The organism is Streptomyces sp. NPDC040589 (assembly GCF_055594445.1).
In genome coordinates this window covers 918,178-943,770 of record NZ_JBVIWP010000003.1, presented here as the reverse complement: position 1 = coordinate 943,770, position 25,593 = coordinate 918,178, and the positions used below count along the sequence as shown (strand labels likewise).

The window sequence follows — 25,593 nt, the reverse complement described above, 5'->3', positions numbered from 1 at the left end:
ACCGGGACGTGAGCGCAACCCCGGACGCGGGCTCAGGCGCGGACGCGGACCCGGACCGGGACGTGAGCGCAACCCCGGACGCGCGCTCAGGCGCGGACGCGGACCCGGACCGGGACGCGAGTTCGGCCCCGGACGCGCGCTCAGGCGCGGGCTCGGACCCGGACCCGGACCCGGGCTCGGACACCGGCCTCGGCCTGCGCAGCAGGACCGCCCCCACCACCGCCGCCACCAGCGCCAGCGACGCCGCGACGATCAGGCAGAGCTGGAGGCCGTCGAGGAAGGACTCGGACAGGGCGCCCAGGGCGCGGCCGGTGTCGGGGCCCAGGTTCAGGCGGGCCACGGCTCCCAGCCCTGCCGCGTCGACGGCGGTGGTGACCTGATGGGCCGTCGCCCCGTTCACGCCCGCGTCGGCGAGGTGACCGGGGAGGGCGTCGGTGGCCTTGGTGGTGAGCAGGGTGCCCAGGACGGCGGGGCCGAGGGCGCCGCCGACCTGCCGGAAGGCGTTGTTGCCCGCCGCCGCCATACCGGCCAGGTGATGCGGGACGGAGGCGACGGCGGTGGCGGTCATGGGGGTGATGACCAGGCCCATGCCGAGGCCGAGCAGGGCCAGGCGCCAGGCCAGTGGCCCGAACGCGGTGTGCGCGTCGAGGGCGGTCAGGGACAGCAGCGCGGCCGTGGTGGCGAGGAGGCCGGTGGTGATCAGGGCGCGGGCCGGGATGCGCCGCATCAGCGGTCCGACGACGACCCCGAGGAGCAGGCTCACCGCGGTCACCATCAGCATGCGGTAGCCCGCGTCGAGGGTGTCGAGCCGCTGCACCATGCCGAAGTAGAGGCTGAGGACGAAGAAGAAGCCGATCAGGCCGAGGAAGCTGATCATCGCGATGAGCGTGGTCGCGCTGAAGGCGGCGCTGCGGAACAGCGTCAGGTCCAGCATCGGGCTGGGACTGCGCCGTTCGGCCAGGACGAAGGCGACGGCGCCGACGGCCGCGAGGGCCAGAGCGACGATGACCTCAGGCTCGGAGAAGGACTGGGCGCCGCCCTCGATCACGCCGTAGACCAGCGCGGTGATGGTCAGCGCGGCGGTGAACTGGCCGGGCCAGTCCAGCTTGCGCGAGCCGGGGGCGCGCGAGTCGGCGACCAGGGGCACGGCGAGCGCCATGGTGAGGAGGGCCACGGGTATGGCGGGCAGGTAGATCCAGTGCCAGGCGGTGTGCTGGAGGATCACGCCCGCCATGAGGGGGCCGACGGCCAGCGCCAGCGACAGGGAGGCGGCCCACAGTCCGACGAACTTGGCGCGTTCGTGGGGGTCGGGCACGGCGTGGCTGATCAGCGCCAGTGTCGTGGGCAGCAGCGCCGCCGCGCCCGTCCCGGCCAGCGCCTGCCCGGCCCACAGCACCTGGACCGACTGCGCGCTCATCGCGACGGCGGCCCCGACGGCCGAGAACAGCAGGCCGGCCTGGAAGACCTTCTTGCGGCCGTGCACGTCTCCGACGACCCCGGCCGTCAGGATGAGCGCGGCCATGGGCAGGACGAACGCGTCCGAGACCCAGGACAGTTGGGAGGTCGAGGCGTGCAGGGCCCGCTGGATCGCGGGGAGACTGACCGAGACGGTGGTGACCGGCAGGTAGGCGACGAACACCCCGATGCAGGCCATCAGGAGTATGGCTTTCGGACTCCGCCGAGGTCCGTCAGCCGTCGTTGCCACGTTCACAGAACTCTCCATGTCGACGTTCGGGTGGACAGCGAGGCACACTTTTCAGCCACTCGCGGCCGAGAGCCAGCCACAGCCCGCCCGGGCGCCGAAAACCGACATGCGGAGGGCATTTTCGAAGGTTTTCCGACACGCCGATCCGGCCGGCGTGGTGCGTCAGGCGACGTGCGTCAGCCGACGGAACTGGTCGAGCGGCCGCGGCCGGTGCTCGGATCCGCGGACCGGGACGCCCGGCGCACGGCGGTGGCCGCCCGGGGCCCGGACAGCAGATACGTCAGCGCGAAGCCCGCCCCGACCACCACCGCTCCCCCGGCCGCGTCCAGCAGCCAGTGGTTGGCCGTCACGACGATCGCGGAGCCGGTGAGCAGCGGATGCAGCAGACCGAGCGCCTTCGTCCACCACCGTCGCGCCAGGACCGCGATCACGACGCCGCACCACAGTGACCAGCCGAAGTGCAGGGACGGCATGGCCGCGTACTGGTTGGTGACGTCGGTGAGGGTGCCGTAGTCGGGCTGGGAGAAGTCCTGGACGCCGTGGACGGTGTCGATGAAGCCGAGCGTCGGCATCAGGCGCGGCGGGGCCAGCGGGTAGAGCCAGAAGCCGACCAGGGCGAGCAGGGTGGCGAAGCCGAGGGCGGAGCGGGCCCAGCGGTACTCGGCGGGGCGGCGCCAGTACAGGACGGCGAGGACGGCCAGCGGCACGACGAAGTGGAACGACTCGTAGTAGAAGTCGGAGAAGGCCCGCAGCCAGTCGGTCCGCACCACGGCGTGGTTGGCCCAGTGCTCGATGTCGAGGCGCAGGGCGCGTTCCAGGCCGAGGATCTGCCAGGCGTGTTCCTCGGCCTCGGCCCGGCCGGCCGAGATGCTGCCTCCGGTGGCGGCCAGCCGGACCTGGGAGTAGGCGGCGTAGGCGACCCGGAGGAGGAGAAGCTCCAGGAGGAGGTTCGGCCGGGTGAGGACCCGGCGCAGGAAGGGCACCAGCGGCACGTGCCGGAAACGGGCCGGGGCGGCGGGCGCGTACTCGGTCGGTATGGGCGACTGGTAGTACGGCGAGGCGCGGGACAGGAACGGGACGGCCACGGCGGCGGCCAGGGCGGCCAGCAGGACGAGGTCGGTGCGCAGCGGGTCCAGCGACGCCATGTCCGGCAGCAGCATCCTGCTGGGCAGGGTCATGACCAGGACGACGGCGACGGGCCATACGTACCGGTCACGGGCGCGTCTGCCGGCCCGGCCGACGACCGCGAGGAGCACCCACAGCAGCTGGTGCTGCCAGGCCGTGGGTGAGACGGCGATGGCGGCGCAGCCGGTGATGGCGACGGCGAGGAGCAGCTGGCCGTCGGCGACGTACCGCACGGCGCGGCGCAGGGCGAGGACGGCGACGGCCGCGCCGAGGAGCAGGAAGAGCGCGATCTCCAGGGGGCCGTTCAGGCCGAGCCGCAGCAGGGCGCCGTGCAGGGACTGGTTGCCGAGGTCGCCGGCCCGGCCGCCGAGGCCGGCACCGGCCAGGTGGTGGACCCAGTAGATGGAGGAGTCGTGCGGCATCGCCGCCCAGGCGAGCGCGGTGCAGGCGGCGAAGGTGACGCCGCCGGAGAGCGCGGCGCGTCTGCGGCCGGTGAACCACAGCAGGGGCGCGAAGAGCAGCAGCGTGGGCTGGAGCGCCGCCGCGACGCCGATGAGCAGACCGCTGGTCCGCTGGCCGTGGGCGACGAAGCAGCCCAGCAGGACGAGCAGGACCGGGATGATGCTGGACTGGCCGAGCCACAGGGTGTTGCGGACCGGCAGGGACAGCATGAGCAGGCCGATGGCGACGGGCGCGGCCAGAGTCGCGGTACGGCGGCCGATGGGCTGGGGCAGGGCGCGGGCGGCGATCAGGCCGAGGGCGGCGACCAGCAGCAGCGTGCCGAAGGTCCAGCCCCAGCCGAGGGCCTCTTCGGCCGAACGGGTGAGGGGCTTGAGGACGAGCCCGTTGAACGGGGTGCCGGTGAAGCGGGTCGAGTCGTAGAGCGAGCCGTTCACCTGGAGGACGCCGTTGGGCCCGACCCAGGTCTCCAGGTCCGTCAGCCGCTCCCCGCGCGGGGTGCCGAGGACGACGGTCACCTGCCGTGCGGCGAGGACGGCGACGATCAGCCACAGCCCGAGGCAGGCCATCCGCAGGCGTGCGTGAGGCCTGCCGACGGCTGTCGCTCCGAAGGCTTCCGTCGGTCGTCCGCCGCGCTCCGCATTTGTCACGCCTCGTCGACCTTCTGCCCCGTTTTTCCCTTACGCCCCCTTCATCCGGTTGACGATAGTGCGCGAGACGCGCGGTTGCCTCTCGTGGACGCGAGAAGGATCACATCAAGATCACGTGGGGACCGCTCCCAACCGGGCATACGTGCCTGCATAGCCGGTGTTTAGATGCACCCTGCAACGAAAGGCGTACCGCCCGTGAGCGGGCATTCTCCGCCTATCGTCACTTTTTCGGCCCGTTCGACAGCGCCGCCGCGCGGACCGCGCCCCTGTCCCCGATGAAAGGTAGGCGAGCGAGTCTTGTGACTGCCTCAGTCATTGCTCCCACGTCCGCGCTCAAGAGCCGCACCACGAAGGCCCACGACACCACCGTCACCGACCCCGCGCTCGTCAAGCGCGCCGTGAAGGCGGCCGCGCTGGGCAACGCGATGGAATGGTTCGACTTCGGTGTCTACAGCTACATCGCGGTCACCCTGGGCAAGGTCTTCTTCCCGTCGGGCAACCCCACCGCGCAGCTGCTCTCCACGTTCGGCGCCTTCGCCGCGGCCTTCCTGGTCCGCCCCCTCGGCGGCATGGTCTTCGGCCCGCTCGGCGACCGCGTCGGCCGCCAGAAGGTCCTCGCGCTCACCATGATCATGATGGCCGCGGGCACCTTCGCGATCGGTCTGATCCCGTCGTACGCGACGATCGGTGTCGGCGCGCCGATCCTGCTCCTCGTGGCCCGCCTCGTGCAGGGCTTCTCCACCGGCGGCGAGTACGCGGGTGCCTCCACCTTCATCGCCGAGTACGCCCCCGACAAGCGGCGCGGCTTCCTCGGCAGCTGGCTGGAGTTCGGCACCCTCGCCGGCTACATCGGCGGCGCGGGCCTGGTCACCCTGATGACCGCCCTGCTCTCCACCGACGACCTGACCTCCTGGGGCTGGCGCATCCCGTTCCTGATCGCGGGCCCGATGGGCATCGTCGGCCTCTATCTGCGGATGCGCCTGGAGGAGACCCCGGCGTTCGCGGCCGAGGTCGAGAAGGCCGAGACGAACCGGCCCAAGGTGCCGCTGCGCGAGATGGTCACCGGCCAGTGGCGCGCGCTGCTGCTCTGCGTCGGCCTGGTACTGGTCTTCAACGTCACCGACTACATGCTGCTGTCGTACATGCCGAGCTACCTGACCAGCGAGCTCCACTACGACGAGACGCACGGTCTGCTCGTCATCCTCGGCGTGATGGCGCTGATGATGATCGCCCAGCCGTTCATGGGCGCGCTGACCGACCGCGTCGGCCGCCGCCCGGTGATCGCCGCCGGCTGTGCGGGCTTCCTGCTGCTGTCCGTCCCGGCCCTGCTGCTGATCCGCGAGGGCAGCCTGCTCGCGGTCGGGCTCGGCTTGGGCGCGCTGGGCATGCTGCTGGTGTGCTTCACGGCGGCGATGCCCTCGGCGCTGCCGGCGCTGTTCCCGACCCGGGTCCGCTACGGCTCGCTCTCCATCGGCTTCAACGTCTCCGTGTCGCTGTTCGGCGGCACGACCCCGCTGGTGGTGACGGCCCTGATCGGCGCGACCGGGAACATGATGATGCCCGCGTACTACATGATGGCCGCGGCCGTGATCGGCGGTTTCGCGGTGTGGCGCATGACGGAGTCGGCGGGACGCCCGCTGCCGGGCTCGGCACCGTCCGTCACCAAATGAGACACGCCGGGTGAAATCCCCCTGGCAGCGGACCGCCGCACCAACTATCTTCGACAGCGCCAGTAGTTAGGGAATCTAACTATGCGTACGAAAGGTAGAGGTGCATGAGCGAGTCGCACGTCTGGGACGAGGTCGACGCCTACTTCACCGCCCACCTCGCACCGGACGACGAAGACCTGGCGGCGGCGCTGCGCGACAGCGACGCCGCCGGGCTTCCGCACATCAACGTCGCGGGGAACCAGGGCAAGCTCCTCCAGCTTCTCGCCCAGATCCAGGGCGCCCGCCACATCCTGGAGATCGGCACGCTGGGCGGCTACAGCACCATCTGGCTGGGCCGCGCCCTGCCCGCCGACGGACGGCTGGTCTCCCTGGAGTACGACCCCGTGCACGCCGAGGTCGCCGTCCGCAACATCGCCCGCGCCGGTCTGGACAAGCTGGTCGAGGTGCGGGTCGGCCCGGCCCTGGAGTCGCTGCCCAAGCTGGCCGACGAGAACCCGCCCCCGTTCGACCTGGTCTTCATCGACGCCGACAAGGCCAACAACCCGCACTACGTCGAGTGGGCCGTGAAGCTCACCAGCACGGGCAGCCTGATCGTCCTCGACAACGTCGTACGCGGCGGCCGCGTGACCGACGCCGGCAGCACGGCCTCGGACGTGGTGGGCACCCGCGCCGCGATCGAACTGATCGGCAGCCATCCGAGGCTGAGCGGGACGGCGATCCAGACGGTCGGCACGAAGGGCTACGACGGGTTCGCGGTGGCGCGGGTGCTGGCCTGAGCCGGCCTGAGACCGGCGGCTGTGGTCAGACCTCGTGGTAGAAGCCCACGTTGACGCTGCGCGGGGCGGTGCGGTCCTGGATGATGACCTCGCCGCTGCCGCCCCGGGGGAGCGGGACGGTGCCGCCGTAGGCGAGGGGCTGGGCGTACTCCCCGACCGTCAGCCGGACTTCGGAGGACGGGTCGGGCTGGGAGCCGCGCAGCCAGGTGAGCTGCCAGGTCCCCTCGGGCCCGCACAGGAACTCCAGGTGGACGCGGGAGACGAACAGCCAGTCGTCCGGTGTCGAGAGCCGGCACACCGACTTGTCGCGGCCCACCCGCAGCACGGCACCCGGCTCGCTGGGCGCGTCGGCCATGAGCATGCCGGCCGTGGCACCCTCCTCCGCCGGGGACACGGCGGCCATGGTGAGTTCGAGCACGTGCGCTCCTCCTGAGACGTCCTGGTGGGTCTGTCAGGCCTGTGTGTCAGACAGGTCCTGAGCCCGCCGCATGATAGAACGCCCGACTGCACGCTGTCCGGCACAATGGCCTCATGACCGAGCGAAAGCCACCCGGCGTCGACTTCGAGTCCTGGGTCGACAAGCAGATCCGTGAGGCTGAGGCCCGCGGCGAGTTCGAACGGTTGCCGGGGGCGGGCAAGCCGCTGCCGGCCGACGTGGACACCGCCTACGACGAACTGTGGTGGATCAAGCGGAAGATGGCCCGCGAGGGCTTCTCCGTCCTGCCGCCCGCACTGGCGCTGCGCAAGGAGGCCGAGGACGCGCTGCCCGCGGCCCTCGCGGCGCCCTCGGAACGGATCGCGCGGAAGATCATCACGGAGATCAACGACAAGATCCGCGAGATGATGTTCAAGCCGCCGCCCGGCCCCCCGCTGGGCAGGAAGCCGTACGACGTCGAGGACGTCGTACGGCAGTGGCGGGAGCGCCGGGCGGATCGGTGAACGCCTCTCACACGTGCAGGAGCCGCTCCGCCAGCTCGCGGTAGTCCTTCAGGGCCAGCCGGAGCTGCTCGGTGTCGGAACTCGACACCGGCTTGCCCTCGCCGCTCTCGACGGACTGCCAGGAATGACGCAGAGTGCGGCGCCGCTGTGCCACGGCCTCGGTGAACCGGGCCGCGATCTCCTCCAGCACATGGTCGGCCTCCTCGACGGAGGCCCGGGGCCCGTCGACGAACCCGGCGACGGCGTGCTGCAACTGCAGGCCGAGCTTGTCGGACTCGTCGTGGGGGAAGAGGTGGGCGTGCGTGCCTTCCCGGGGGGTGCCGGGGGTGCTGGTGCCCTTGGGGGCGGTGATTTTGCCTGTGGCGCTTGTGCCGGTCGCACGCTCGGTGGCGGTGCCGGTCGCACGCTCGGTGGCGGTGCCGGGCGCGTCACCGCGGTCTGTTTCGATGCGGTCCGTTTCGATGCGGTCCGTTTCGATGCGGTCCGTTTCGATGCGGTCCGTGCGCGGGGTCGTGCCGTGGCCGGTGCCCAGGGCGCTCTCGCCTCGGGCGTCGGGGGCGGCGGGGGTGTTCTCGCCGGGCGGTCGGGTCACGTCGGACATATCCTCAACTCTCCTTGGCCTGGCGTCGATTGACGGCCCACGGCATGTGCCCGCCGCGGGTGGTCGCGGCCTTGCGGCCGCCGTTCAGTCCGGCACGACGGTGTCCGTCCTCGTGACGTCCGTGGCGTCCGTCCTCGTGCCGTCCGGCGCCGCCGTCGTGGCGGGCCGGCCGTACCAGTTCCTCGAACAGGGCGCGGGCCGCCACCATGGCCTCCCGCATGTCTTCCGTACCGGTGCCGCCGTCGCGGGCGTCCTCCGCGCGCAGATGTGCCGCACGGTGCACGCGCCGGTAGCCGTCCACGTGATGGGCGTGGTGCACGGACAGCGCGGCGAGCTGTTCCTCGTACTGGCCGCCGTCCGGGAACCCCCGGGCGCCGGCGAGTTCGGCGAGCAGCCGGTCCGCCTCGGCGACCGCCTCCCTCGGTGAGTCGACGAACCGCTCCTGGGCGGCCGTCCAGCGCGCCTCGTACCGCTCGCGCTGCGCCGGCTCCAACGACCGCTCGCGCAGGTCGCCGTGGCGGTGCACCCGCTCGGTGAGTTCGCGCTCGGCGGCCTTGGCGTCGCCGTCGTGGCGGGCGACGGCCCGGTCGTACTCGGGTCCGAAGCGCCGCTTCAGGCTCGGGCCGCGACGAGGCCCGCGGGCGCGCAGGGTCATGGCTGCCGCGATGATGACGACGACCGCCGCGATCACGATCAGAGCAATGATCAGGCCAGTGGACATGGATGCCTTCCGGGTTCTCGGCCCAACCGGCCCTCTTCGCGGGCCGGTTCGCCGACCGGGTAGCCCGGAAATCCGCCCCCAAACGGCACACGGTGGTCACACATATCCGGTTGCGGGCACGGTGCGGCACCGGCCGAGAATGCGCTCATGAACTGGACCGTGGCCCCGGAACCGTACGACTCCCCCGTCGCCGCCGCTCTGTGGCGGGCGTACTACACCGAGGTCAGCGACCGCTGGTACCTGCTGCACGAGGGCCGCCGGACCGACCCGGAGGAGCTGGAGCGGGAGATCGCCGCCCAGCCGGGTGCCGACCTCGCGCCACCGCGCGGGCAGTTGCTGGTCGCCCGGTACGGCGGTGAGCCGGCCGGCACCGCGGGCGTACGGCTGTACGACGGCACGACCGCCGAGCTCAAGCGGGTGTTCCTGCACCGGTCGACGCGCGGCAGAGGCGGTGCCCCGCTCCTGGTCCGGGCCGCCGAGGACGCCGCCCGCGCGCTCGGCGCCGCACGGCTGATCCTCGACACCCGCGGCGACCTCGTCGAGGCCCGCGCCCTGTACGCCCGGCTCGGCTACACGGAGACCGAGCCGCACAACGACGACAAGTACGCCGAGCACTGGTTCACCAAGTCCCTCATCTGAACCACCGCGCACGTACGCCCCCCGTTCAGGCCATCCGCTCCGCCCGCCGCTCCTCGTAGGGCCGGTCGTCGTACGGCCGCTCGCGCCGCGACCCGCACAGTTCGCCGTTCAACTCCCGCACGAGTCGGACCAGATCGGTCGGCCGGTCGGGACCCCACCAGTCACCGAGCAGTTCGGCCAGGGAGTCCTCGCGGGCCCGGGCCAGCCGCTCGGCGACCTCGCGCCCTCGGTCGGTCAGGACCAGGCCGAGGCCCTCGCGCACGGCGAGCCGCCGCTCCTCGACCTGGCGGGCGGCCTCGATGATCACGGTCAGCGGCACGGGCATGCTGTCAGCCAGCACGGCCGGCTCCACCTCGCCGTATCTCCGGATCCGCAGCAGCAGCCAGCTCGCCGCGGGCAGCAGGTCGTAGCCCGCCCGGTCGGTGATCTTCCGGTAGATCTCGCGCCGCCCCGCGCGGCTGCCGAGCACCGACAGCGCGCGGCACACCTCGTCGTACGAGGTCCGCTCGACGGGGTTGCTGGCCAGGGTCTCGGTGACGTCGGGCGCGGTGACCGAGCCGCGCAGCCGGTCCTCCTTGAGGAACCAGGCCAGCACGAAGCCGAGGAACGCGACCGGGGCGGCGTAGAGGAAGACGTCCGTGATGGAGACGGCGTAGGCGTGCAGGGCCGGTGGGCGCAGGCCGGGCGGCAGGGCGGCGATGCCGCGCGGGTCGGCCTCCAGCGCGTCGACAGAGACGCCGGGCGGCAGCCGCGCGCCCCGGAAGGCGTCGGTGAGCTGGTCGCCGAGCCGGCTCGCGAAGATCGTGCCGAAGACGGCGACGCCGAACGAGGCGCCGATCGAGCGGAAGAAGGTCGCGCCGGAGGTGGCGACGCCCAGGTCCTCGTACGGGACGGCGTTCTGCACGATGAGCACGAGGACCTGCATCACCAGGCCGAGACCCAGCCCGAAGACGAGGAAGAAGCCGCTCAGCTCGACGGTGGAGCTGTCCTCGTCGAGCTGGTGGAGCAGGAGCAGCCCGAGCGTGGTGACGCCGGTGCCGGCGATCGGGAACACCTTCCAGCGGCCGGTACGGCTGACGATCTGCCCGGAGGCCGTCGAGGCCAGCAGCAGGCCCGCCACCATGGGCAGCATGTGCACGCCGGACATGGTCGGGCTGACGCCCTGCACGACCTGGAGGAAGGTCGGCAGGTAGGTCATCGCGCCGAACATGGCGAAGCCCACGACGAAACTGATCACGGCGGCGAGGGTGAAGGTGCGGACGCGGAACAGTTTCAGCGGCAGCACGGGCTCGGCGGCGCGCCGTTCGACGACGACGACGGCGACGGCGAGGACCACACCCAGCACGGCGAGCCCGATGATCTGCGCGGACCCCCATCCCCAGGTCGTGCCGCCGAGGGAGGCGACCAGTACCAGGCAGGTGGCGACGGCCGCGATGAGGAAGGTGCCGAGGTAGTCGATGACGTGCCGTCGCGACCGGCGCGGGATGTGCAGGACGGTCGCGATCACGGCGAGCGCGACGACGCCGACGGGCAGGTTGACGTAGAACACCCAACGCCAGCTCAGATGCTGCGTGAACAGCCCGCCGAGCAGCGGCCCGAGCACACTGGTCGCGCCGAAGACGGCCCCGAACAGTCCCTGATATCGCCCGCGTTCCCTCGGCGGCACGAGATCCCCGACGATCGCCATCGACAGCACTATCAGCCCGCCTCCGCCGAGCCCCTGCAAGGCCCGGAAGGCGATGAGCTGGGTCATGTCCTGCGCGGTGCCGCACAGCGCGGAGCCGATGAGGAAGATCACGATCGCCGTCTGGAACAGCCTCTTGCGGCCGTACTGGTCGCCGAGCTTGCCCCACAGGGGGGTCGCGGCGGTGGCGGCCAGCAGGTAGGCGGTGACGACCCAGGACAGATGGTCCATGCCGCCGAGGTCGCTGACGATGGTGGGCAGCGCGGTCGACACGATGGTCTGGTCCAGTGCGGCGAGCAGCATGCCGAGGAGCAGGGCGCCGATGGAGACCAGCACATTCCCCGGCACCTGTTCCGGGGCGAGGGTTTCCGCAGGTGACGGTGCGGGTGACGGTGTCGTGTCGTGCACATCCCCGGCCATGAGACCTCCCGAGGGTCCTGTGACATTTTCCATCGTGACCGGTGTGACGGGGTATGGCCTGCCGAGTCCTTTTGGAAGCGTTCATTCCGGGGGCTCCTCGACCGCACTGTGGAGAAGATCTGGATAATCTCTGGAGTTCGCGAGGGGAGGGAGGAACGCGTGGAACCGCCTAATGGCCACCCGTGCCCGGAGTGCGGCGCGCCCAGACAGCAGGACAAGTCCCCTTCCTGCACCTGCACCCACCGAGCCGCCGAGGCCCTGCGCGACATTCGCACGGCCCAGGCAGCGGCAGCGGAGGACTTCGACCCGTTACGGATCCGCCCGTACGTCGAACTCGACGGCGGGGCGGGTAGGTCGGGGCCGGAGGGCCCAGCCGCGCAGGACACGCCGACGACTACTCCCCGGCCAGGGGGCACCCCGCGAGGGGCTCTGACGGATGCTGCGGGAGTTCCGGGCGTGGGGGCTTCACGGACGGGGGTTCCGGGCACGGAGGTTGCGGGCTCGGAGGCTTCGCACACGGGAGTCCCGGGCACGGAGGCTGCCGGCTCGGAGGCTTCGCACACGCGAGTCCTTGGCACGGAGGTTCCGGGCACGCAGGTTGCCGGCTCGGAGGCTTCGCGCACGGGAGTCCCGGGCACGAAGGTTCCGGGCACGCAGGTTGTCGGCTCGGAGGCTTCGCGCACCGCGGGAGCGGCGCAACCGCCCTTGCCGGACACCTCGCCCACGCAGGCCCCGCACGCCGGAAACCCCGCGCAGGCGCCCGACGGAGCCAAGCGGCACGCCCGGACGGACCCGGCGAAGGCCCCACACACCGCGGGAGCCGCGCAACCACCCCCGGCGATCACCCCGACCGTCCGCCCGCTCGCCCAGGCCTCGCACCCGGGAGGCCCGGCGCAGGCGCCCCACGACGGCACGCGACGGCCACACACGGACCCTGCGGGAGACGGGCAACCGCACACGGCGAACACCCCGACCACACACCCACACACCCAGCCCCAGCACCCCGAAGGCCCCACGCAGGCGCCCGACGCCCCGCGACGGCAGCTCACGGACCCTGCGGGAGCTACGCAACCGCCCTCCCCTGACATCCCGACCGCGACACCGCACGCCATCGGCAACCCCGCTCAGGCGAGCGGCAGGACCCCGCGCCGGCCCCGGACGCACCCGGCGGAGGCCTCGCGCACGGCAGGCGCCGCGCAGCCGCCCTCGCCCGACACCCCGACCGCGCCCCCGCACGCCGGAGCCTCCACCCAGGCACCCGACGGCACCCCGCGACAGCAGCTCATGGACCCCGCGGGAGCCTCGCAGCCGCCCGCGCCCAACACCCCGACCGCGCACTCGCACGCCCAGGCCGCGCGCCCCGGAAGCCCCGCGCAGGCGCCCGACAGGAGCCCGCGCCGACCCCGATCGGAGTCGGCGGAGGCCTCGCGCGCCAAGGGTCCTGCGCAGCCGCCCTCGGCGAACACCCCGACCACGCCCCCGCACGCCGGAGCCTCCACCCAGGCACCCGGCGGGACCCCGCGACAGCAGCTCACGGACCATGCGCGAGCCACCTCGCGACCGCCCGCGCCCAACACCCCGAGCGCCCGCACACACGCCCAGGCCCCGCGCCCCGGGAGCGTCGCGCCGCCGCCCTCCCCCGCCGACACGACCATGCCCCTGCGCCCGGTGGACCCGGACGCGACCACCGTGCTGCCGGTCACCCCGGCCTCGGACGCGACCACCGTGCTGCCCGCCGTCCCAGCCACCCACGCCCCGGATGCCACCTCCGTGCTCCCGACACCTCTGACCCCCGACGGGGCCGAGCCGAGTGTCACCGATCTGCGGTTGTTCGACAGTGCCGGGACGGCGGCGGCGCCGGGCAGGCCGGAGCCGGCCGAGTTCGATTCCGGGTCCGGCGGAAGGACCCGGCGGCGTCGTATCGCCCTGCTCGCCGCGGCCGGGGCATGTGTCGCCGTGGTGACGGCGGCGGGGTACGCGAGCGGGCTGTTCTTCTACGAGGGGCCCTCCCGGAACACCGCGCTGCCGGACGACATCAGGGCGAGCGTGCCGGACGCCCCGTCGAGCAGCGCGGCGTCCTCGTCGCCGGGCAAGAGCGCACCGGCCACGCCGTCGACCCCCGCGGCACCACCACCGGCCCCGTCCCCCACCAGCAGTCCGTCGGCCTCCCCTTCACCGTCCGGGACGAGTGCCTCACCGAGCCCGTCCCAGACGGCCTCCCCGTCGGCGCCCGAGACGTCCGCGACGGCGTCCAGCTCCGAGAAGAAGCCGCCGGACAGCTCCCGCCAGAACGGCAACCCCACCGTCCTGCGCCTCGGCGACCGCGGCCCGGAGGTCACGGAACTCCAGTCGCGCCTGCGCCAGTTGTTCCTCTACGACGACGACACCGACGGCACCTTCGACAACCGGCTCCAAGACGCGGTCCGCAACTACCAGTACTCACGCGGCATCCAGGCCGACGACCTCGGCGTCTACGACCGGGACACCCGGACGAAGCTGGAGTCGGAAACGCAGGAGCCGTAGCCCACCCCCGCACCGTACGGTGACGCCGTGACTACTCAGGTGATCGTTCTCAACGGCGGCTCCAGCTCCGGCAAGTCCGGACTCGTGCGGTGCCTGCAAGAGGTGCTGCCCGATCCATGGCCGGCCTTCGGCGTCGACTCGTTCGTCGAGGCGCTGCCCGCGAGGATGAAGGGCTCGGACGGCGGCATCACCTTCGCCCCCGACGGCGGCGTGAACGTGGGCGCGGATTTCCGGGCCCTGGACGCCGCCTGGACCGAGGGCATCGCCGCCATGGCCCGCGCCGGCGCCAAGGTCATCGTCGACGACGTCTTCCTCGGCGGACCGGCGTCCCAGCAGCGATGGCAGAAGGCCCTGGCCGGACTCGACGTGCTGTGGGTCGGCGTCCGGTGTGACGGCGCGGTCGCCGCGGCCCGCGAGATCGCCCGGGGAGACCGGGTCAAGGGCATGGCCGCGGCACAGGCCCAGCTCGTCCACGAGGGCGTGAGCTACGACCTGGAGGTGGACACGACCCACACCGAGTCCCTGGAGTGCGCGCGCGCCATCGCCGCCCACGTCGTCTGACCCACCGACCGGACGGTCAGAACCAGTGCAGGCAGTGCGGGGAGCGCTCGGCGCGGAAGAGGGCGTCGGCGAGGGCGGCCGCGCCCGGGCGGTGGGCCCGGATGTGTCCGGCACGCACGAGCGTGCTCGGGGCGGTGCCGCCGAGGTAGACCGAGCCCAGGTCGCGCACGTCCAGGGACAGGTCGGGCTCCCGGTCCGTCGGGACGCAGTCGGCCTTGCCGTCCCGGACGGTCAGCAGATAGCGGCCGTGCTCGCCGAGGAACGGGTCCTCGACGTCGAGGACCAGCTCACCGTCCATGAACCAGCCGCGCGCGGTCAGCGCACCGGGGACGTCCAGCAGCCGCACCCAGAGCCAGTCCATGTCGCCGCCCACCTCGCCGGCGCGGAAGTCCGCGAGCTGCCAGCGCAGCGGGTGCCCGGGCGGGACGTGCTTGAACACGACCTTGGAGACCAGGTCGTGTCCGAGTACGAACCGGGCCAGGGCCGTGAAGACGGCGTCGTCGGTGGCGATGGTCTCGTCGACCGTCAGGGTGCCGGACTCGATCGAGTAGCTGGCGTACCCGTCCGGGACGCCGTCGGTGTCACGGTGCACGGCGACGTAGCGCGGCGCCGGCGAGATCGGGGGCTGCCCCGCGCGCAAGGCCCACCAGCGGTGCGGCCTGGACAGCGCGCCGGGCTGGGCGCGGCGATACCGGTCGTAGGCCTCTTCCAGGATCTCGCCGCACTCGGCACGCCTCAGCACCTCGACCGAGCCGGTCGCCGGGGCGTCGGCCGTTCCGCGCGCCCGGGGGACTGCGAGGGCGGCCCGGTGGCGCTCCACCGTCAGCTGCGCCGTGCGTGTCGCCGGTCCGTAGCCGAATCTGCCGTAGATCGTGGCCTCGGAGGCCAGCAGCACGGAGAGGACATTCCCGCCCGCCCGCAACTCGGTGAGCTGGTGCCGCATCATCGCGCTGAGCACGCCCTGGCGCCGGTGCGAGGGCAGGACGCCGACGGCGGTCACCCCGGGGGCCGGGACGAGGGTCTCACCGGGCAGGGTCAGCTCGAACGAGTGCGTGCCGGCGGTGCCGACGGGCCGCCCGTCCGCCGTCAGGGCGAGCAGGCAGCGGTCCATTTCGAGCGCCGACCACCAGAGCCCGCCGCCCTCGACCGGGGTTTCCGGGAAAAGCCCGAAGGCGGCATGGAGGGTGTCGACGAAGACGTCGAGATCCTTGTCGGTCAGGGGACGGATCTCCATCGCTGCCGCTGCCTCCTCGGGAACCGGCACCACGACGCGTGGTGTCCGGCCCCAGTGCAGCGTCGACCCGTGACAAGGGCAAGCGAATTACGGCCGCGGCCCTGTGGGGTCAGGGCGCACCTACCCGACGTACAGGCGGACCGTCCCGTCCCCGACCGCCTCCACACGCACCCGCGTGAGGTCCTCCACCACGACATCCGGCTCATGGACCGCGGCCCGGGGTCCCACCCCCACCACGGTCATCCCGGCCGCGCGTCCCGCCGCGATCCCGGCCCCGGAGTCCTCGAACACCACACAGTCCGCGGGCGCCACGCCCAGCTCGGCGGCGCCCTTCAGGAAGCCCTCGGGGTCGGGCTTGCTCGCCCCGACGGACTCCGCCGTCACCCGCACCTCGGGCTGCTCAAGCCCGGCCGCGGCCATCCGCGCCGTCGAGAGCGGCACATCGGCCGAGGTCACGAGCGCGTGCGGCAGCCCGCTCAGCGAGGCGAGGAACTCGGGCGCCCCGGGGATCGCGACCACGCCGTCGGTGTCCGCCGTCTCGTCGGCGAGCATCCGCGCGTTGTCGGCGTAGTTCTGCTCCATCGGCCGGGCGGGCAGCAGCAGCGCCATCGACGCGTAGCCCTGCCGCCCGTGGACGACCTTCATGACCTCGTCCCCGTCGAGCCCGTGCCGCTCGGCCCAGCGCCGCCAGACGCGTTCGACCGAGGCGTCGGAGTTGACGAGGGTGCCGTCCATGTCCAGCAGGAGGGCGCGGGCGGTGAGCACGGCGGTGGCCGTCATCGGCTGCTCCAAGGCTCGGGGCGCGGTTCCAGCGCGGGAGGGGGCGGACGGCGGGTTCGCCTCACGCCCCGGAGGGACAAGGCGGCCCCGCCCGCCGGTCAGGGAAAACGGGCGAGGGCCACTTTGTTCCCCCACGGTACAAAACAAACCCCGCTTCGCGCCAGACCCCCCTGCGGACGTTCACCCGCCGTTCAGCTCACGCCGGCCCACCGAGCCCCGGCCCACCGAGCCCCGGCTCACGGAACCCACCGAGCCCCGGCCCATCGAGCCCCGGCTCACGGAACCCACCGAGCCCCGGCCCATCGAGCCCCGGCTCACGGAACCCACCGAGCCCCGGCCCACCGAGCCCCCGCTCACCCCGTCACGGCCTCCCACAGGCTCCACACCCCGAGCGCCAGCATCACCAGCGCCGCGATCTGCGTGATCAGCCGCAGCGGCACCTTCTTCATCAGCGCCTTTCCGCCGACGATGCCGATCCCGGCCACCGCCCACAGCGCGAGCACCGCGCCCAGGCCGACGGAGAGCGGGTCGTCGTAGCGGGCGGCCAGGTTCGCCGTCATGATCTGGGTGAGATCGCCGAACTCGGCGACCAGGATGAGCATGAAGCCCGCGCCCGAGACCTTCCAGAAGGACTGGTTCTCCGGCTTGCGGACCTCTTCCTCGTCCTCCCCCTTCCTCAGGAGCAGCACGGCGGCCCCGCCCAGGAAGAGCACGCCCGTCAGCGCCTGCACGATCTGCTGCGGCAGCAGCGTCAGCACACTGCCCGCCGCGACGGCGAGCACGACGTGCAGCGCGAAGGCGGCGGCGACACCGGCGAAGACGTAGGAGGCGCGGTAGCGGGTGCCGAGGACGAGGCCGGCGAGGGCCGTCTTGTCCGGCAGTTCGGCGAGGAAGACGACGCCGAAGACGACGGCCGTCACGGTCAGGCTGATCAAGGGTTCCTCAATCGGTCGGGACTGCCCCACCGAGAGTGCTGAACCTTCACACGACACACCTCGGCACGGCAGCACACACGGCACCCGTGCCGGAAGGCACGGGCGTGCACTGCTTGCCGAAGGTCTCGCTGGCGGGTCCGTGAAAGGACCGCCTCCGGGCGCCGGCTCAGGCGAGCTGAGCAGTATGTCGACGGTCCGGCGAAGAGCTACTCCCCTTCTGCGCCGCCCATCGTACGCGACGTCCCCGAACCGACAGTTCCGCCTCGAACACTTGTCATGTCATGGACTCGTCACTACCTTCTCACCTCACGCACATCTCCCCGCAACACGGCGCGGCGAGCATTCTCCCGCTCGCCGCCCAACACCCCCACCCCACAAGGGAGTTCGTATGCCGAAGTTCTACGCGCGTCGACGGCTCAGCGTACTCGCGGGCCTCACCGGCCTCATAGCCTCGGCCGGACTGATCAACGGTCCGGCCGCGTCCGCCGCCCTCCCCACGCCCGTCAGCGCGGCCACCGCCCGCACCTACCTGGCCTCGCTCACCGTGGCCACCGAGGACCGCACCGGCTACGACCGCGACCTCTTCCCGCACTGGATCACGCAGTCCGGCGCCTGCAACACCCGTGAGGTCGTCCTCAAGCGCGACGGCTCGAACGTCCAGCAGGACTCCTCCTGCGCCGCCACCAGCGGCAGCTGGTACTCCGTCTACGACGGCGCCACCTGGTCCGCCGCCTCCGACGTCGACATCGACCACCTGGTCCCGCTGGCCGAGGCCTGGGACTCCGGCGCCGACTCCTGGACGACGTCCCGCCGCCAGTCCTTCGCCAACGACCTGACCCGCCCGCAGCTCATCGCGGTCACCGACAACGTCAACCAGGCCAAGGGCGACCAGGACCCGGCCACCTGGATGCCCTCCCGGACGGCGTACCGCTGCACCTACGTCCGCGCCTGGGTCCAGGTGAAGTACTACTACGGCCTCTCGGTCGACTCCGCCGAGAAGTCCGCGCTGACGAACTATCTCGCGAGCTGCTGACACCCAGGTATTTCCGGCCGGGATCTCCCCGCTGACCTCAGTCGTTCCGTACCGTACGGGGCGACGGAGAGGGGACCACCATGGCCGGACTGCGCCTCGGACCACTGCTGAGGTACACCGACGGCTCGTCCGCGACCGTATGGGTCGAGACGAGCCGTCCGTGCTCCACCGAGGTGCGCTGCGCCGACGGTGCCGGAGGCTCGGCCCCCACCTTCCAGATCGCGGGCCACCACTACGCGCTGATCCCGGTGACCGGCCTCACCGCCGGTACGACCACGACGTACGAGGTCCTTCTCGACGGCACCCGCGTGTGGCCGCTGCCCGGCTCCCCCTTCCCGCCCTCGGCGATCCACGCGCCGGCCCCGGAGGACGGCCTGCGCGTCGCCTTCGGCTCCTGCCGCTGGGCCGCGCCGCCCGCGGGCGGGCACGACCCCGTCGGCCCGGACGCCCTGGACGCGCTCGCCACCCGCCTCGCGGCCGACCCGGAGCATGAGCGGCCCGACGTATTGCTGCTGCTCGGCGACCAGGTGTACGCCGACGAGACCTCCGACGGCACCCAGCGCTGGCTGGCGGCCCGCCGCGACCTGAGCGACCCGCCGGGCGACGGGGTCGCGGACTACGAGGAATACACGCACCTCTACTACGAGTCGTGGCTCGACCCGCGCATCCGCTGGCTGCTGTCCACCGTGCCCAGTTTCATGATCTTCGACGATCACGACGTGATCGACGATTGGAACACCTCCGCCGCCTGGCTCACCGACATGCGGGCCACCGACTGGTGGCAGGAGCGGCTGCTGAGCGGCCTGATGTCGTACTGGGTCCACCAGCACCTGGGCAACCTCTCCCTGGAGGAACTGGCGGCCGACCCGGTGTACGAGGGCGTACGCGACGTCCCCGACGGCACCGACGTGCTGCGCGCCTTCGCCGCCCGGGCCGACGAGGACGCGGCCACGGCCCGCTGGAGCTACCGGCGCGACTTCGGGCGCGTACGCCTGCTGATGGTGGACAGCCGGGCGGCCCGCGTCCTCGCCGAGGACAGCCGCGCGATGCTCGACCCGGGCGAGGAGGCCTGGCTGCGCGAGCAGGTACGGGACACACCCGAGGCCTACGACCACCTCCTCATCGGCACCTCGCTGCCCTGGCTGCTGCCGCATCTGGTGCACGACGCCGAGGGGTGGAACGCGGCGCTGTGCCGGGGTGAACGGGGCGAGCGCTGGGCGCGGTTCGGGGAGAAGGTGCGGCGGGCCGCCGACCTGGAGCACTGGTCGGCGTTCCCCGAGTCCTTCGCCGGGCTGGCGGAGCTGATCGCCGAGGCCGGCTCGGGGCGGGACGCGCCCGCGACGGTGTGCGTGCTGTCCGGGGACGTGCACCACGCCTACATCGCCGAGCCCTCGTGGCCCGGCCCGGGGCCCGACGCCCGGGTGGTGCAGCTCGTCTGCTCCCCCGTCCACAACTCCGTCCCGCTGTCGATCCGGATGGGCTTCCGCATCGGCTGGACGGCGGTGGCGCGCACCCTCGGACGCTGCCTGGCCCGGCACGGCCGGCTCCCCCGTCCGCCGGTCACCTGGCGCAAGACGGGCGGCCCCTGGTTCGGCAACCAGCTCATGACCCTGACCCTGCGTGGCCGTTCGGCCCGGCTGCGCCTGGAGCAGGCCAAGGCACGGCAGGGGGCGGGCCCCCGTCTGACGACGCTCCAGGACTCCGAACTTGCCCCGTAACACACCCGTTCCACCCCTTTGCGACCGGCGTGTCCCGTGATGCTTGTGACGCATCCCACAGCGGGCGCCAATCCTTCCCCACGAACATCGGTTCCCGCTCCCGGCGACGGCATGATGAGGCGGACCGTCCGCTTCCCGACCGGCGGACCGCCGACACGCGCCCCACACGCCCGGGAGTACCACCCTTGTCTGCGTCGACCGAGGAACCCGTACCGGCCGAGACACCCCCACCGGTCTCCGTCGCCCTGGTCGGCGCCGGGCCACGGGGCACCAGCGTCCTGGAACGCCTCTGCGCCTCCGCCCCGGAACTCCTCCCTGCCGGTGCCCGGCTGACGGTCCACGTGATCGACCCGGACCCGCCAGGACCCGGACGCGTCTGGCGCACCACCCAGTCGCCCGAGCTGCTGATGAACACCGTGGCCTGCCAGGTGACCCTGTTCACCGACGACAGCGTGGACTGCTCGGGCCCCATCCGCCCGGGGCCCAGCCTGTACGAGTGGGCGCACGGCACGCTGGACCCGGACGAGTACCCGAGCCGGGCCGACTACGGCCGCTATCTGGAGTGGGTGTTCGCCAGGGCCGTACGGGACGCGCCGCCGAACGTGCGTGTCGAGACGCACCGGGCCCGCGCGGTCCGGCTCGACGACACCCCGGGCGGCCATCAGGCCCTCACCCTCGACGACGGCCGCACCCTGACCGGCCTCTCCGCGGTGGTCCTGGCGCAGGGCCACCTCCCGGCGACCGCGGACCCGGCCGGGCGGCGCCTCGCGTCCCACGCCGCCCGGCACGGCCTGCGCCACATCCCGCCCGCCAACCCGGCCGACGTCGACCTGTCCTCCGTCCCCGCCGGCGAGCCCGTCCTGCTGCGCGGCCTCGGCCTCAACTTCTTCGATCACACGGCCCTGCTGACGACCGGCCGCGGCGGCCGTTTCGCCCGGGACACCAAAGGCGGGCTGCGCTATCTCCCCTCCGGCCGGGAACCGCGGCTGTACGCCGGTTCGCGGCGCGGCATCCCGTACCAGGCGCGCGGCGACAACGCGAAGGGGCCGTACGGCCGGCACGTCCCGCTCGTCCTCACGCCGGAGACGATCGCGGGCTTCCGCAAGCGCGCGGACTCCGGGGAGGCGCCCGACTTCCTCGCGGAGATATGGCCGTTGGTGGCGAAGGAGGTCGAGACGGTCTACTACTCCGCGCTGCTCCAGCGGTCCGGTGCCGCCGCGCGTCAGTGCCAGGAGTTCACCGATCGCTTCCTGGCCGTACCGCACGGCGACTCCCGAGAGGCCGTACTGCTGGACGAGTTCGGCGTGCCCGGCGCCGACCGCTGGAGCTGGGAGCGGGTGTCCCGCCCGCACGCGGGACGGGACTTCGCGCACCTCGGCGCGTGGCGCGACTGGCTGCTGTCGTATCTGCGCGAGGACGCCGCGCAGGCCGCCCTGGGCAACGTCCGGGGCCCGCTGAAGGCGGCCCTCGACGTGCTGCGCGACCTGCGCAACGAACTCCGGCTGATCGTCGACCACGGGGGCCTCGCCGGCGCCTCCCGCCGGGACCACCTGGACCGCTGGTACACCCCGCTCAACGCCTTTCTGTCCATCGGCCCGCCCCGGCGCCGTATCGAGGAGCTCGCGGCCCTGATGGAGGCGGGTGTGGTGCAGGTGCTCGGGCCGCGTCTGGAGGTGGCGGAGGAGGACGGGGCCTGGGCGGCGCGCTCACCCGATGTGCCGGGCTCGGCAGTCCGTGTGACAACCCTCATAGAGGCCCGCCTGCCGGAAGCCGACGTGCGGAGTACGGCCGACGGGCTCCTCGCCGGGCTGCTGCGGACGGGCCAGTGCCGCCCGCACACCGCCGATGGTTACGAGACAGGTGGGTTGGACGTCACGGAACGCCCTTACCATCTGATCGACCGTCAAGGAGTTGCACACACAAGGCGGTTCGCGTTCGGAGTGCCGACAGAAGGCGTGCACTGGGTGACCGCGGCCGGGGCCCGGCCAGGTGTGGATTCGGTCACGCTTTCGGACGCGGATGCGGTGGCGAGAGCCGCTCTACGTGCGGTTGTGACCGAAAGCGACACCCAAACGGAGGTAAACCAGTGGCCAAATGTTGAACTTGCAAGCATCAATTAGGCGCACCTAACGTGGGTTACTCATCGGTTCTGTCCCCCGACCGGCCTTCCCCTGGCCGGCCGCCCGAAGGAGTCCCCCACATGACCGCACGCCTCAACGGCGCTCAGCCGTACGCTCTCGGACTGTTCCGGATCGTCATAGGCCTGCTGTTCGCCTGCCACGGCGCCGTCGCGCTCTTCGGTGTCCTCGGAGGCGTGGACGGCAAGGGCGGCACCGCGGCGACCGGCGCCTGGCCGAACTGGTACGCGGCCGTCATCGAACTCGTCGGCGGCGTCCTGGTGCTGCTGGGCCTGGGCACCCGCGCCGCGGCCTTCATATCCTCCGGCGCGATGGCCTACGCGTACTTCAAGGTCCACCAGCCCGAGGGCCTGTGGCCGATCGAGAACAACGGCGAGGGCGCGGCCATGTACTGCTGGGCCATGTTCCTGCTGATCTTCACGGGCTCCGGCGCGTTCGGCGTGGACCGGCTGCTGGCGCGGCGCACCTCCACGCAGGGCCGGCGGTCCACGGAGCAGACGCCGGTCGCTGCCTGAGCCGCCCGGACACCACCAAGGAGAACGGCGCCTTCCCCGCTTCGGGAAGGCGCCGTTCCGCTGCCCGGCGCATGGCGCGCGCCTACTCGTCCCTGTCCACCGGCTCGAACGGCACCGTGAAACAGGCCGCCCGCGTCCCCGCCCCGCCCGGCGCGTCGTGGATCACGACCGAGGACGCCTCGCCCGGCCGGAAGCCCCAGTCGTGCCGGGCACTCGCCTCGCCCGCGCCGCGCCGGTCGGCCGTGAAGTCCAGCCAGACCTCGTTGTCCGGGCCGACATGGTGCGGATCGCTCGACGGCCGGTGCTGGTAGTGCCCGCCGGCGGCCTCCGGGTCGGCACCGCAGGGCTTCTGGTGCACATGGACGCCGTAGGCGTGGCCCGGCTTCATGCCGGCCACCTTCAGCCGTACGGTCGTCGGGCCGCCGGGCGCGGTGTGCTGACGAACCTCGATCCACGAGGCCACCGGAACGAGATTCCTGTCGTACGTCAGCGCCGCCGACCGGTCCGCCGCCCCGGGCAGGTCGAACCGGGCCTCCGCCCGCACCGAGTAGCTCTCGACAGCCTCGACACCGCCCGGACCACCGGCGAACAAAGCGGTCGCGACGGCGCTCGCGCACATTCCTGCCAGCATGGTGTGTACCGTTCCTCACCTTGTGTCTGATACAGCCCCTTCTGTTGCTACGGGACACCCGCGCCCGGCGCCCTCCGGGACACGGCAGCCGGGTGACGACTCGGGACGAGCTGAGACACGACGTGAACAGTCGGTACCGAACATACGAGCCCCCCGTGAACCGCCCGTCACACCCCAGGCGTACGCTGTATGGCTGTCATGGCCACTCCTGCCGCTCCCCGCGCGCCATCGCGGCACGGTCTGGCCCACGGGGGATTCACGGGGAGTCGCGGTGCTGGAGCAGGTGGGGTCGCTGATCGGCAGCCCATGGATCTACGCGGTGGTGGCCCTGTCCATCCTGCTCGACGTGTTTCTGCCGGTGCTGCCCAGCGGCGTCCTGGTGATCACGGTGGCCACGGCGGCGGCCGCGGGCACGGCGACCGATGTGCCCGACATCCTGGCACTGACCCTCTGCGCGGCCACCGCCTCCGTCCTGGGTGACCTGGTCGCCTACCGTCTCGCCTGGCGCGGCGGCGCCCGTCTGGACCGGGCGATCTCCCGCTCCCGGCGCCTGACCGCCGCGCAGGAACGTCTCGGCGCGGCGCTGGCCCGGGGCGGCGGTGCGCTCGTCGTCCTCGCCCGCTTCGCTCCCGCCGGCCGCTCGGTCGTCTCCCTCGGCGCGGGCGCCGCCCACCGCCGCGCCCGCGACTTCCTCCCCTGGTCGGCCCTGGCCGGCCTGACCTGGGCCACGTACAGCGTCGCCCTCGGCTGGTTCGGCGCCCACTGGCTGGGCGCGAGCTGGCTGGCGACGGCGGTGTCGGTGGGGGCGTTGTTCGGGGCGGGGGCGGGGGCGGCGTACGTCATGCGCAGGGAGCCGCGGGCGTCGTAGGAGCCATGTCGTAGGAGCTGTGGAGCCTCAGCTCGCGCGGCGAGGGGCGGATCCCCGGATCTCCAGTCCGTCGAGCAACTCCTCCGTAGCCTGGGCGATGGCCTCCACGGCGCGGTCGAACACCTCCTGGTTGTGAGCGGCGGGGGCACGGAATCCCGAAACCTTCCGCACGTACTGCAACGCGGCAGCCCGAATGTCGTCCGCCGTGGCCTCCTCGGCCATCGCGGGGGGACGAAGCGTCTTGATACTCCGGCACATGCCCCCAGTCTCACCCTTTCGGCCCCCGCACGACAGCGACCACTGTCATGATCTCCGCGAGGCGGCCACCACTGTGGGGCCGACCGACGAGAGGAACCCGACATGGGGAACGAACTCAGCGTGGCCGTCCTGGGCCCCGGCGGCGTGGGCGGCCTGCTCGCCGCGCTGCTCTCCCGCTCCGGCCACCGAGTGATCTGCCTGTCCGGCGAGGAGACGGCCCGGACCCTGCGCACGGACGGCATCCGGATCCGCAGCCCGCACTTCGGCGACTTCACGGTCCCGGTCGAGGCCGACACGGAGCTGCGCGAACCGGTCGACGCGTGCCTGGTGGCCGTCAAGCACACCGCCCTCGACGCCGCCCTGACGCGCGTCCCCGCACCTACGCTGGCCGACGGCCTCCTCGTACCGTTCCTCAACGGCGTCGAACACCCGGCGACCCTGCGCGCCCGCTACCGCCCCGACCGCGTCGCCCCGGGCGTCATCCGCGTCGAGTCGACCCGCGTCACCCCGGGCGTCATCGAACACGGCAGCCCCTTCGCGGAGATCGACCTGACCGGTACGGCGGTGCCCCGCGCCCGCCTCGACGCCCTCGCCGAGGCCCTCACCGCCGCCGGACCGGCCACCCGCGTCCAGGACGACGAGGCGGCGACCCTGTGGGCGAAGATGTCGTTCCTGGCCCCCTTCGCCCTGCTCACCACGCACTACTCCCTCCCCCTCGGCGAGGTCCGCACCCGCCACCGCGACGAACTGACGGCCCTGGTGGAGGAGACGGCCGCGATCAGCCGCGCGTGCGGCGGCCCGGCCGACCCGGCCCAGGCCCTCGCCCGCTACGACACCTTCCCGCCGTCGACGAAGTCGTCGATGCAACGCGACGCCGAGGCGGGCCGCCCCCTCGAACTGGACGCCATCGGAGGCGCGTTGCTCCGCGCGGCCGAGCGGCACGGCGTTCCGGCTCCGGTGACGGCCCGGGTGGTGGGCGATCTGGAGAGGGAACACGCGTTCGCGTGAAC

At 72.5% G+C, this 25,593-nt stretch carries 22 protein-coding genes and 1 pseudogene; 12 read left to right on the top strand and 11 right to left on the bottom strand.

The annotated features are described in order from the left end of the window. Positions 1-97: 97 nt before the first annotated feature. Positions 98-1,711: pseudogene (locus tag ACZ58V_RS16755) on the bottom strand (MFS transporter); the annotation flags it as partial. Positions 1,712-1,881: 170 nt separating this feature from the next. Further along, positions 1,882-3,939 carry a bifunctional glycosyltransferase 87/phosphatase PAP2 family protein gene (locus tag ACZ58V_RS16750; protein WP_471290573.1) on the bottom strand — a complete coding sequence of 686 codons (2,058 nt, stop codon included), beginning with the start codon at positions 3,937-3,939 and terminating at the stop codon, positions 1,882-1,884. Between the two features lie 275 nt (positions 3,940-4,214). Between ACZ58V_RS16750 and proP the strand changes: the two genes are divergently transcribed. Both proP and ACZ58V_RS16740 read left to right on the top strand, forming a co-directional pair. After that, positions 4,215-5,609, top strand: a complete 1,395-nt coding sequence (gene proP, locus ACZ58V_RS16745; RefSeq protein WP_468191039.1) for a glycine betaine/L-proline transporter ProP — start codon at positions 4,215-4,217, stop codon at positions 5,607-5,609. A gap of 104 nt (positions 5,610-5,713) precedes the next feature. Beyond that, a complete protein-coding gene (locus ACZ58V_RS16740; RefSeq protein WP_468191042.1) occupies positions 5,714-6,385 on the top strand; it encodes an O-methyltransferase in 672 nt (223 codons plus the stop codon). A 25-nt stretch (positions 6,386-6,410) separates the two neighbouring features. Here the strand turns inward: ACZ58V_RS16740 and ACZ58V_RS16735 are convergent, their stop codons facing one another. Continuing rightward, positions 6,411-6,803, bottom strand: coding sequence for a hypothetical protein (locus ACZ58V_RS16735; protein ID WP_468191045.1), 393 nt, complete (start codon positions 6,801-6,803; stop codon positions 6,411-6,413). Positions 6,804-6,916: 113 nt separating this feature from the next. On the opposite strand from ACZ58V_RS16735, the gene ACZ58V_RS16730 reads away from it, so the two are divergent. After that, complete coding sequence (locus ACZ58V_RS16730) at positions 6,917-7,324, top strand: DnaJ family domain-containing protein (RefSeq protein WP_468191047.1); 408 nt, start codon at positions 6,917-6,919, stop codon at positions 7,322-7,324. 7 nt (positions 7,325-7,331) lie between these two features. Here ACZ58V_RS16730 and ACZ58V_RS16725 read toward each other — a convergent pair whose 3' ends face one another. Next, positions 7,332-7,925, bottom strand: coding sequence for a hypothetical protein (locus ACZ58V_RS16725; protein ID WP_471290572.1), 594 nt, complete (start codon positions 7,923-7,925; stop codon positions 7,332-7,334). Positions 7,926-7,929: 4 nt separating this feature from the next. Beyond that, positions 7,930-8,646, bottom strand: a complete 717-nt coding sequence (locus ACZ58V_RS16720) for a hypothetical protein (protein ID WP_468191053.1) — start codon at positions 8,644-8,646, stop codon at positions 7,930-7,932. A gap of 147 nt (positions 8,647-8,793) precedes the next feature. Between ACZ58V_RS16720 and ACZ58V_RS16715 the strand changes: the two genes are divergently transcribed. Further along, positions 8,794-9,285, top strand: a complete 492-nt coding sequence (locus ACZ58V_RS16715) for a GNAT family N-acetyltransferase (protein ID WP_471290571.1) — start codon at positions 8,794-8,796, stop codon at positions 9,283-9,285. A gap of 25 nt (positions 9,286-9,310) precedes the next feature. Here ACZ58V_RS16715 and ACZ58V_RS16710 read toward each other — a convergent pair whose 3' ends face one another. Then, the gene (locus ACZ58V_RS16710; protein WP_471290570.1) at positions 9,311-11,389 is read right to left on the bottom strand and encodes an MDR family MFS transporter; all 2,079 of its coding nucleotides are present in this window, start codon (positions 11,387-11,389) and stop codon (positions 9,311-9,313) included. A 1,653-nt stretch (positions 11,390-13,042) separates the two neighbouring features. Between ACZ58V_RS16710 and ACZ58V_RS16705 the strand changes: the two genes are divergently transcribed. Together ACZ58V_RS16705 and cpt are read left to right on the top strand one after the other, a co-directional pair. Beyond that, positions 13,043-13,912, top strand: coding sequence for a peptidoglycan-binding domain-containing protein (locus tag ACZ58V_RS16705; protein WP_471290569.1), 870 nt, complete (start codon positions 13,043-13,045; stop codon positions 13,910-13,912). Between the two features lie 27 nt (positions 13,913-13,939). Continuing rightward, on the top strand, positions 13,940-14,473 hold the full coding sequence (cpt, locus tag ACZ58V_RS16700; protein WP_468191064.1) for a chloramphenicol phosphotransferase CPT: 534 nt from the start codon (positions 13,940-13,942) through the stop codon (positions 14,471-14,473). A 16-nt stretch (positions 14,474-14,489) separates the two neighbouring features. On the opposite strand, the gene ACZ58V_RS16695 is transcribed toward cpt, so the two are convergent. The 3 genes from ACZ58V_RS16695 to ACZ58V_RS16685 all read right to left on the bottom strand — a co-directional run bounded on the left by ACZ58V_RS16695 (position 14,490) and on the right by ACZ58V_RS16685 (position 17,422). Next, a complete protein-coding gene (locus ACZ58V_RS16695; RefSeq protein ID WP_468191067.1) occupies positions 14,490-15,707 on the bottom strand; it encodes a GNAT family N-acetyltransferase in 1,218 nt (405 codons plus the stop codon). Positions 15,708-15,827: 120 nt separating this feature from the next. Beyond that, positions 15,828-16,487, bottom strand: coding sequence for an HAD-IA family hydrolase (locus ACZ58V_RS16690; protein ID WP_468191070.1), 660 nt, complete (start codon positions 16,485-16,487; stop codon positions 15,828-15,830). A gap of 353 nt (positions 16,488-16,840) precedes the next feature. Then, positions 16,841-17,422, bottom strand: coding sequence for a TMEM165/GDT1 family protein (locus ACZ58V_RS16685; protein ID WP_382492897.1), 582 nt, complete (start codon positions 17,420-17,422; stop codon positions 16,841-16,843). Positions 17,423-17,810: 388 nt separating this feature from the next. Here ACZ58V_RS16685 and ACZ58V_RS16680 point away from each other — a divergent pair, with 388 nt between their 5' ends. The 4 genes from ACZ58V_RS16680 (at position 17,811) to ACZ58V_RS16665 (ending at position 22,826) form a co-directional block, all read left to right on the top strand. Continuing rightward, positions 17,811-18,455 carry an HNH endonuclease family protein gene (locus ACZ58V_RS16680; protein WP_468191074.1) on the top strand — a complete coding sequence of 215 codons (645 nt, stop codon included), beginning with the start codon at positions 17,811-17,813 and terminating at the stop codon, positions 18,453-18,455. Between the two features lie 80 nt (positions 18,456-18,535). Beyond that, positions 18,536-20,173: an alkaline phosphatase D family protein gene (locus ACZ58V_RS16675; protein ID WP_471290568.1), complete on the top strand. Its 1,638-nt coding sequence runs from the start codon at positions 18,536-18,538 to the stop codon at positions 20,171-20,173. Between the two features lie 185 nt (positions 20,174-20,358). Then, positions 20,359-22,293, top strand: a complete 1,935-nt coding sequence (locus tag ACZ58V_RS16670; protein WP_471290567.1) for an FAD/NAD(P)-binding protein — start codon at positions 20,359-20,361, stop codon at positions 22,291-22,293. 80 nt (positions 22,294-22,373) lie between these two features. Continuing rightward, the gene (locus tag ACZ58V_RS16665; RefSeq protein ID WP_468191083.1) at positions 22,374-22,826 is read left to right on the top strand and encodes a DoxX family protein; all 453 of its coding nucleotides are present in this window, start codon (positions 22,374-22,376) and stop codon (positions 22,824-22,826) included. An 82-nt stretch (positions 22,827-22,908) separates the two neighbouring features. Here ACZ58V_RS16665 and ACZ58V_RS16660 read toward each other — a convergent pair whose 3' ends face one another. After that, the gene (locus ACZ58V_RS16660; RefSeq protein ID WP_471290566.1) at positions 22,909-23,457 is read right to left on the bottom strand and encodes a superoxide dismutase family protein; all 549 of its coding nucleotides are present in this window, start codon (positions 23,455-23,457) and stop codon (positions 22,909-22,911) included. Between the two features lie 271 nt (positions 23,458-23,728). Between ACZ58V_RS16660 and ACZ58V_RS16655 the strand changes: the two genes are divergently transcribed. Further along, complete coding sequence (locus tag ACZ58V_RS16655; protein WP_468191089.1) at positions 23,729-24,325, top strand: DedA family protein; 597 nt, start codon at positions 23,729-23,731, stop codon at positions 24,323-24,325. 27 nt (positions 24,326-24,352) lie between these two features. On the opposite strand, the gene ACZ58V_RS16650 is transcribed toward ACZ58V_RS16655, so the two are convergent. Then, positions 24,353-24,583 carry a DUF2277 domain-containing protein gene (locus tag ACZ58V_RS16650; RefSeq protein WP_468191092.1) on the bottom strand — a complete coding sequence of 77 codons (231 nt, stop codon included), beginning with the start codon at positions 24,581-24,583 and terminating at the stop codon, positions 24,353-24,355. 102 nt (positions 24,584-24,685) lie between these two features. Here ACZ58V_RS16650 and ACZ58V_RS16645 point away from each other — a divergent pair, with 102 nt between their 5' ends. Beyond that, on the top strand, positions 24,686-25,591 hold the full coding sequence (locus ACZ58V_RS16645; protein ID WP_471290565.1) for a ketopantoate reductase family protein: 906 nt from the start codon (positions 24,686-24,688) through the stop codon (positions 25,589-25,591). Positions 25,592-25,593: the final 2 nt, after the last annotated feature.

Bases quoted from the DNA above. Each gene is read 5' to 3' on its own strand.
- ACZ58V_RS16740 (WP_468191042.1), top strand. From the start codon at position 5,714: ATGAGCGAGTCGCACGTCTGGGACGAGGTCGACGCCTACTTCACCGCC.
- ACZ58V_RS16725 (WP_471290572.1), bottom strand. From the start codon at position 7,925: ATGTCCGACGTGACCCGACCGCCCGGCGAGAACACCCCCGCCGCCCCC.
- ACZ58V_RS16710 (WP_471290570.1), bottom strand. From the start codon at position 11,389: ATGGCCGGGGATGTGCACGACACGACACCGTCACCCGCACCGTCACCT.
- proP (WP_468191039.1), top strand. From the start codon at position 4,215: ATGAAAGGTAGGCGAGCGAGTCTTGTGACTGCCTCAGTCATTGCTCCC.
- ACZ58V_RS16690 (WP_468191070.1), bottom strand. From the start codon at position 16,487: ATGACGGCCACCGCCGTGCTCACCGCCCGCGCCCTCCTGCTGGACATG.
- ACZ58V_RS16680 (WP_468191074.1), top strand. From the start codon at position 17,811: ATGCCGAAGTTCTACGCGCGTCGACGGCTCAGCGTACTCGCGGGCCTC.
- ACZ58V_RS16665 (WP_468191083.1), top strand. From the start codon at position 22,374: ATGACCGCACGCCTCAACGGCGCTCAGCCGTACGCTCTCGGACTGTTC.
- ACZ58V_RS16660 (WP_471290566.1), bottom strand. From the start codon at position 23,457: ATGCTGGCAGGAATGTGCGCGAGCGCCGTCGCGACCGCTTTGTTCGCC.
- ACZ58V_RS16695 (WP_468191067.1), bottom strand. From the start codon at position 15,707: ATGGAGATCCGTCCCCTGACCGACAAGGATCTCGACGTCTTCGTCGAC.
- ACZ58V_RS16730 (WP_468191047.1), top strand. From the start codon at position 6,917: ATGACCGAGCGAAAGCCACCCGGCGTCGACTTCGAGTCCTGGGTCGAC.
- ACZ58V_RS16705 (WP_471290569.1), top strand. From the start codon at position 13,043: ATGCCCCTGCGCCCGGTGGACCCGGACGCGACCACCGTGCTGCCGGTC.
- ACZ58V_RS16715 (WP_471290571.1), top strand. From the start codon at position 8,794: ATGAACTGGACCGTGGCCCCGGAACCGTACGACTCCCCCGTCGCCGCC.
- ACZ58V_RS16675 (WP_471290568.1), top strand. From the start codon at position 18,536: ATGGCCGGACTGCGCCTCGGACCACTGCTGAGGTACACCGACGGCTCG.
- ACZ58V_RS16645 (WP_471290565.1), top strand. From the start codon at position 24,686: ATGGGGAACGAACTCAGCGTGGCCGTCCTGGGCCCCGGCGGCGTGGGC.
- ACZ58V_RS16720 (WP_468191053.1), bottom strand. From the start codon at position 8,646: ATGTCCACTGGCCTGATCATTGCTCTGATCGTGATCGCGGCGGTCGTC.
- ACZ58V_RS16650 (WP_468191092.1), bottom strand. From the start codon at position 24,583: ATGTGCCGGAGTATCAAGACGCTTCGTCCCCCCGCGATGGCCGAGGAG.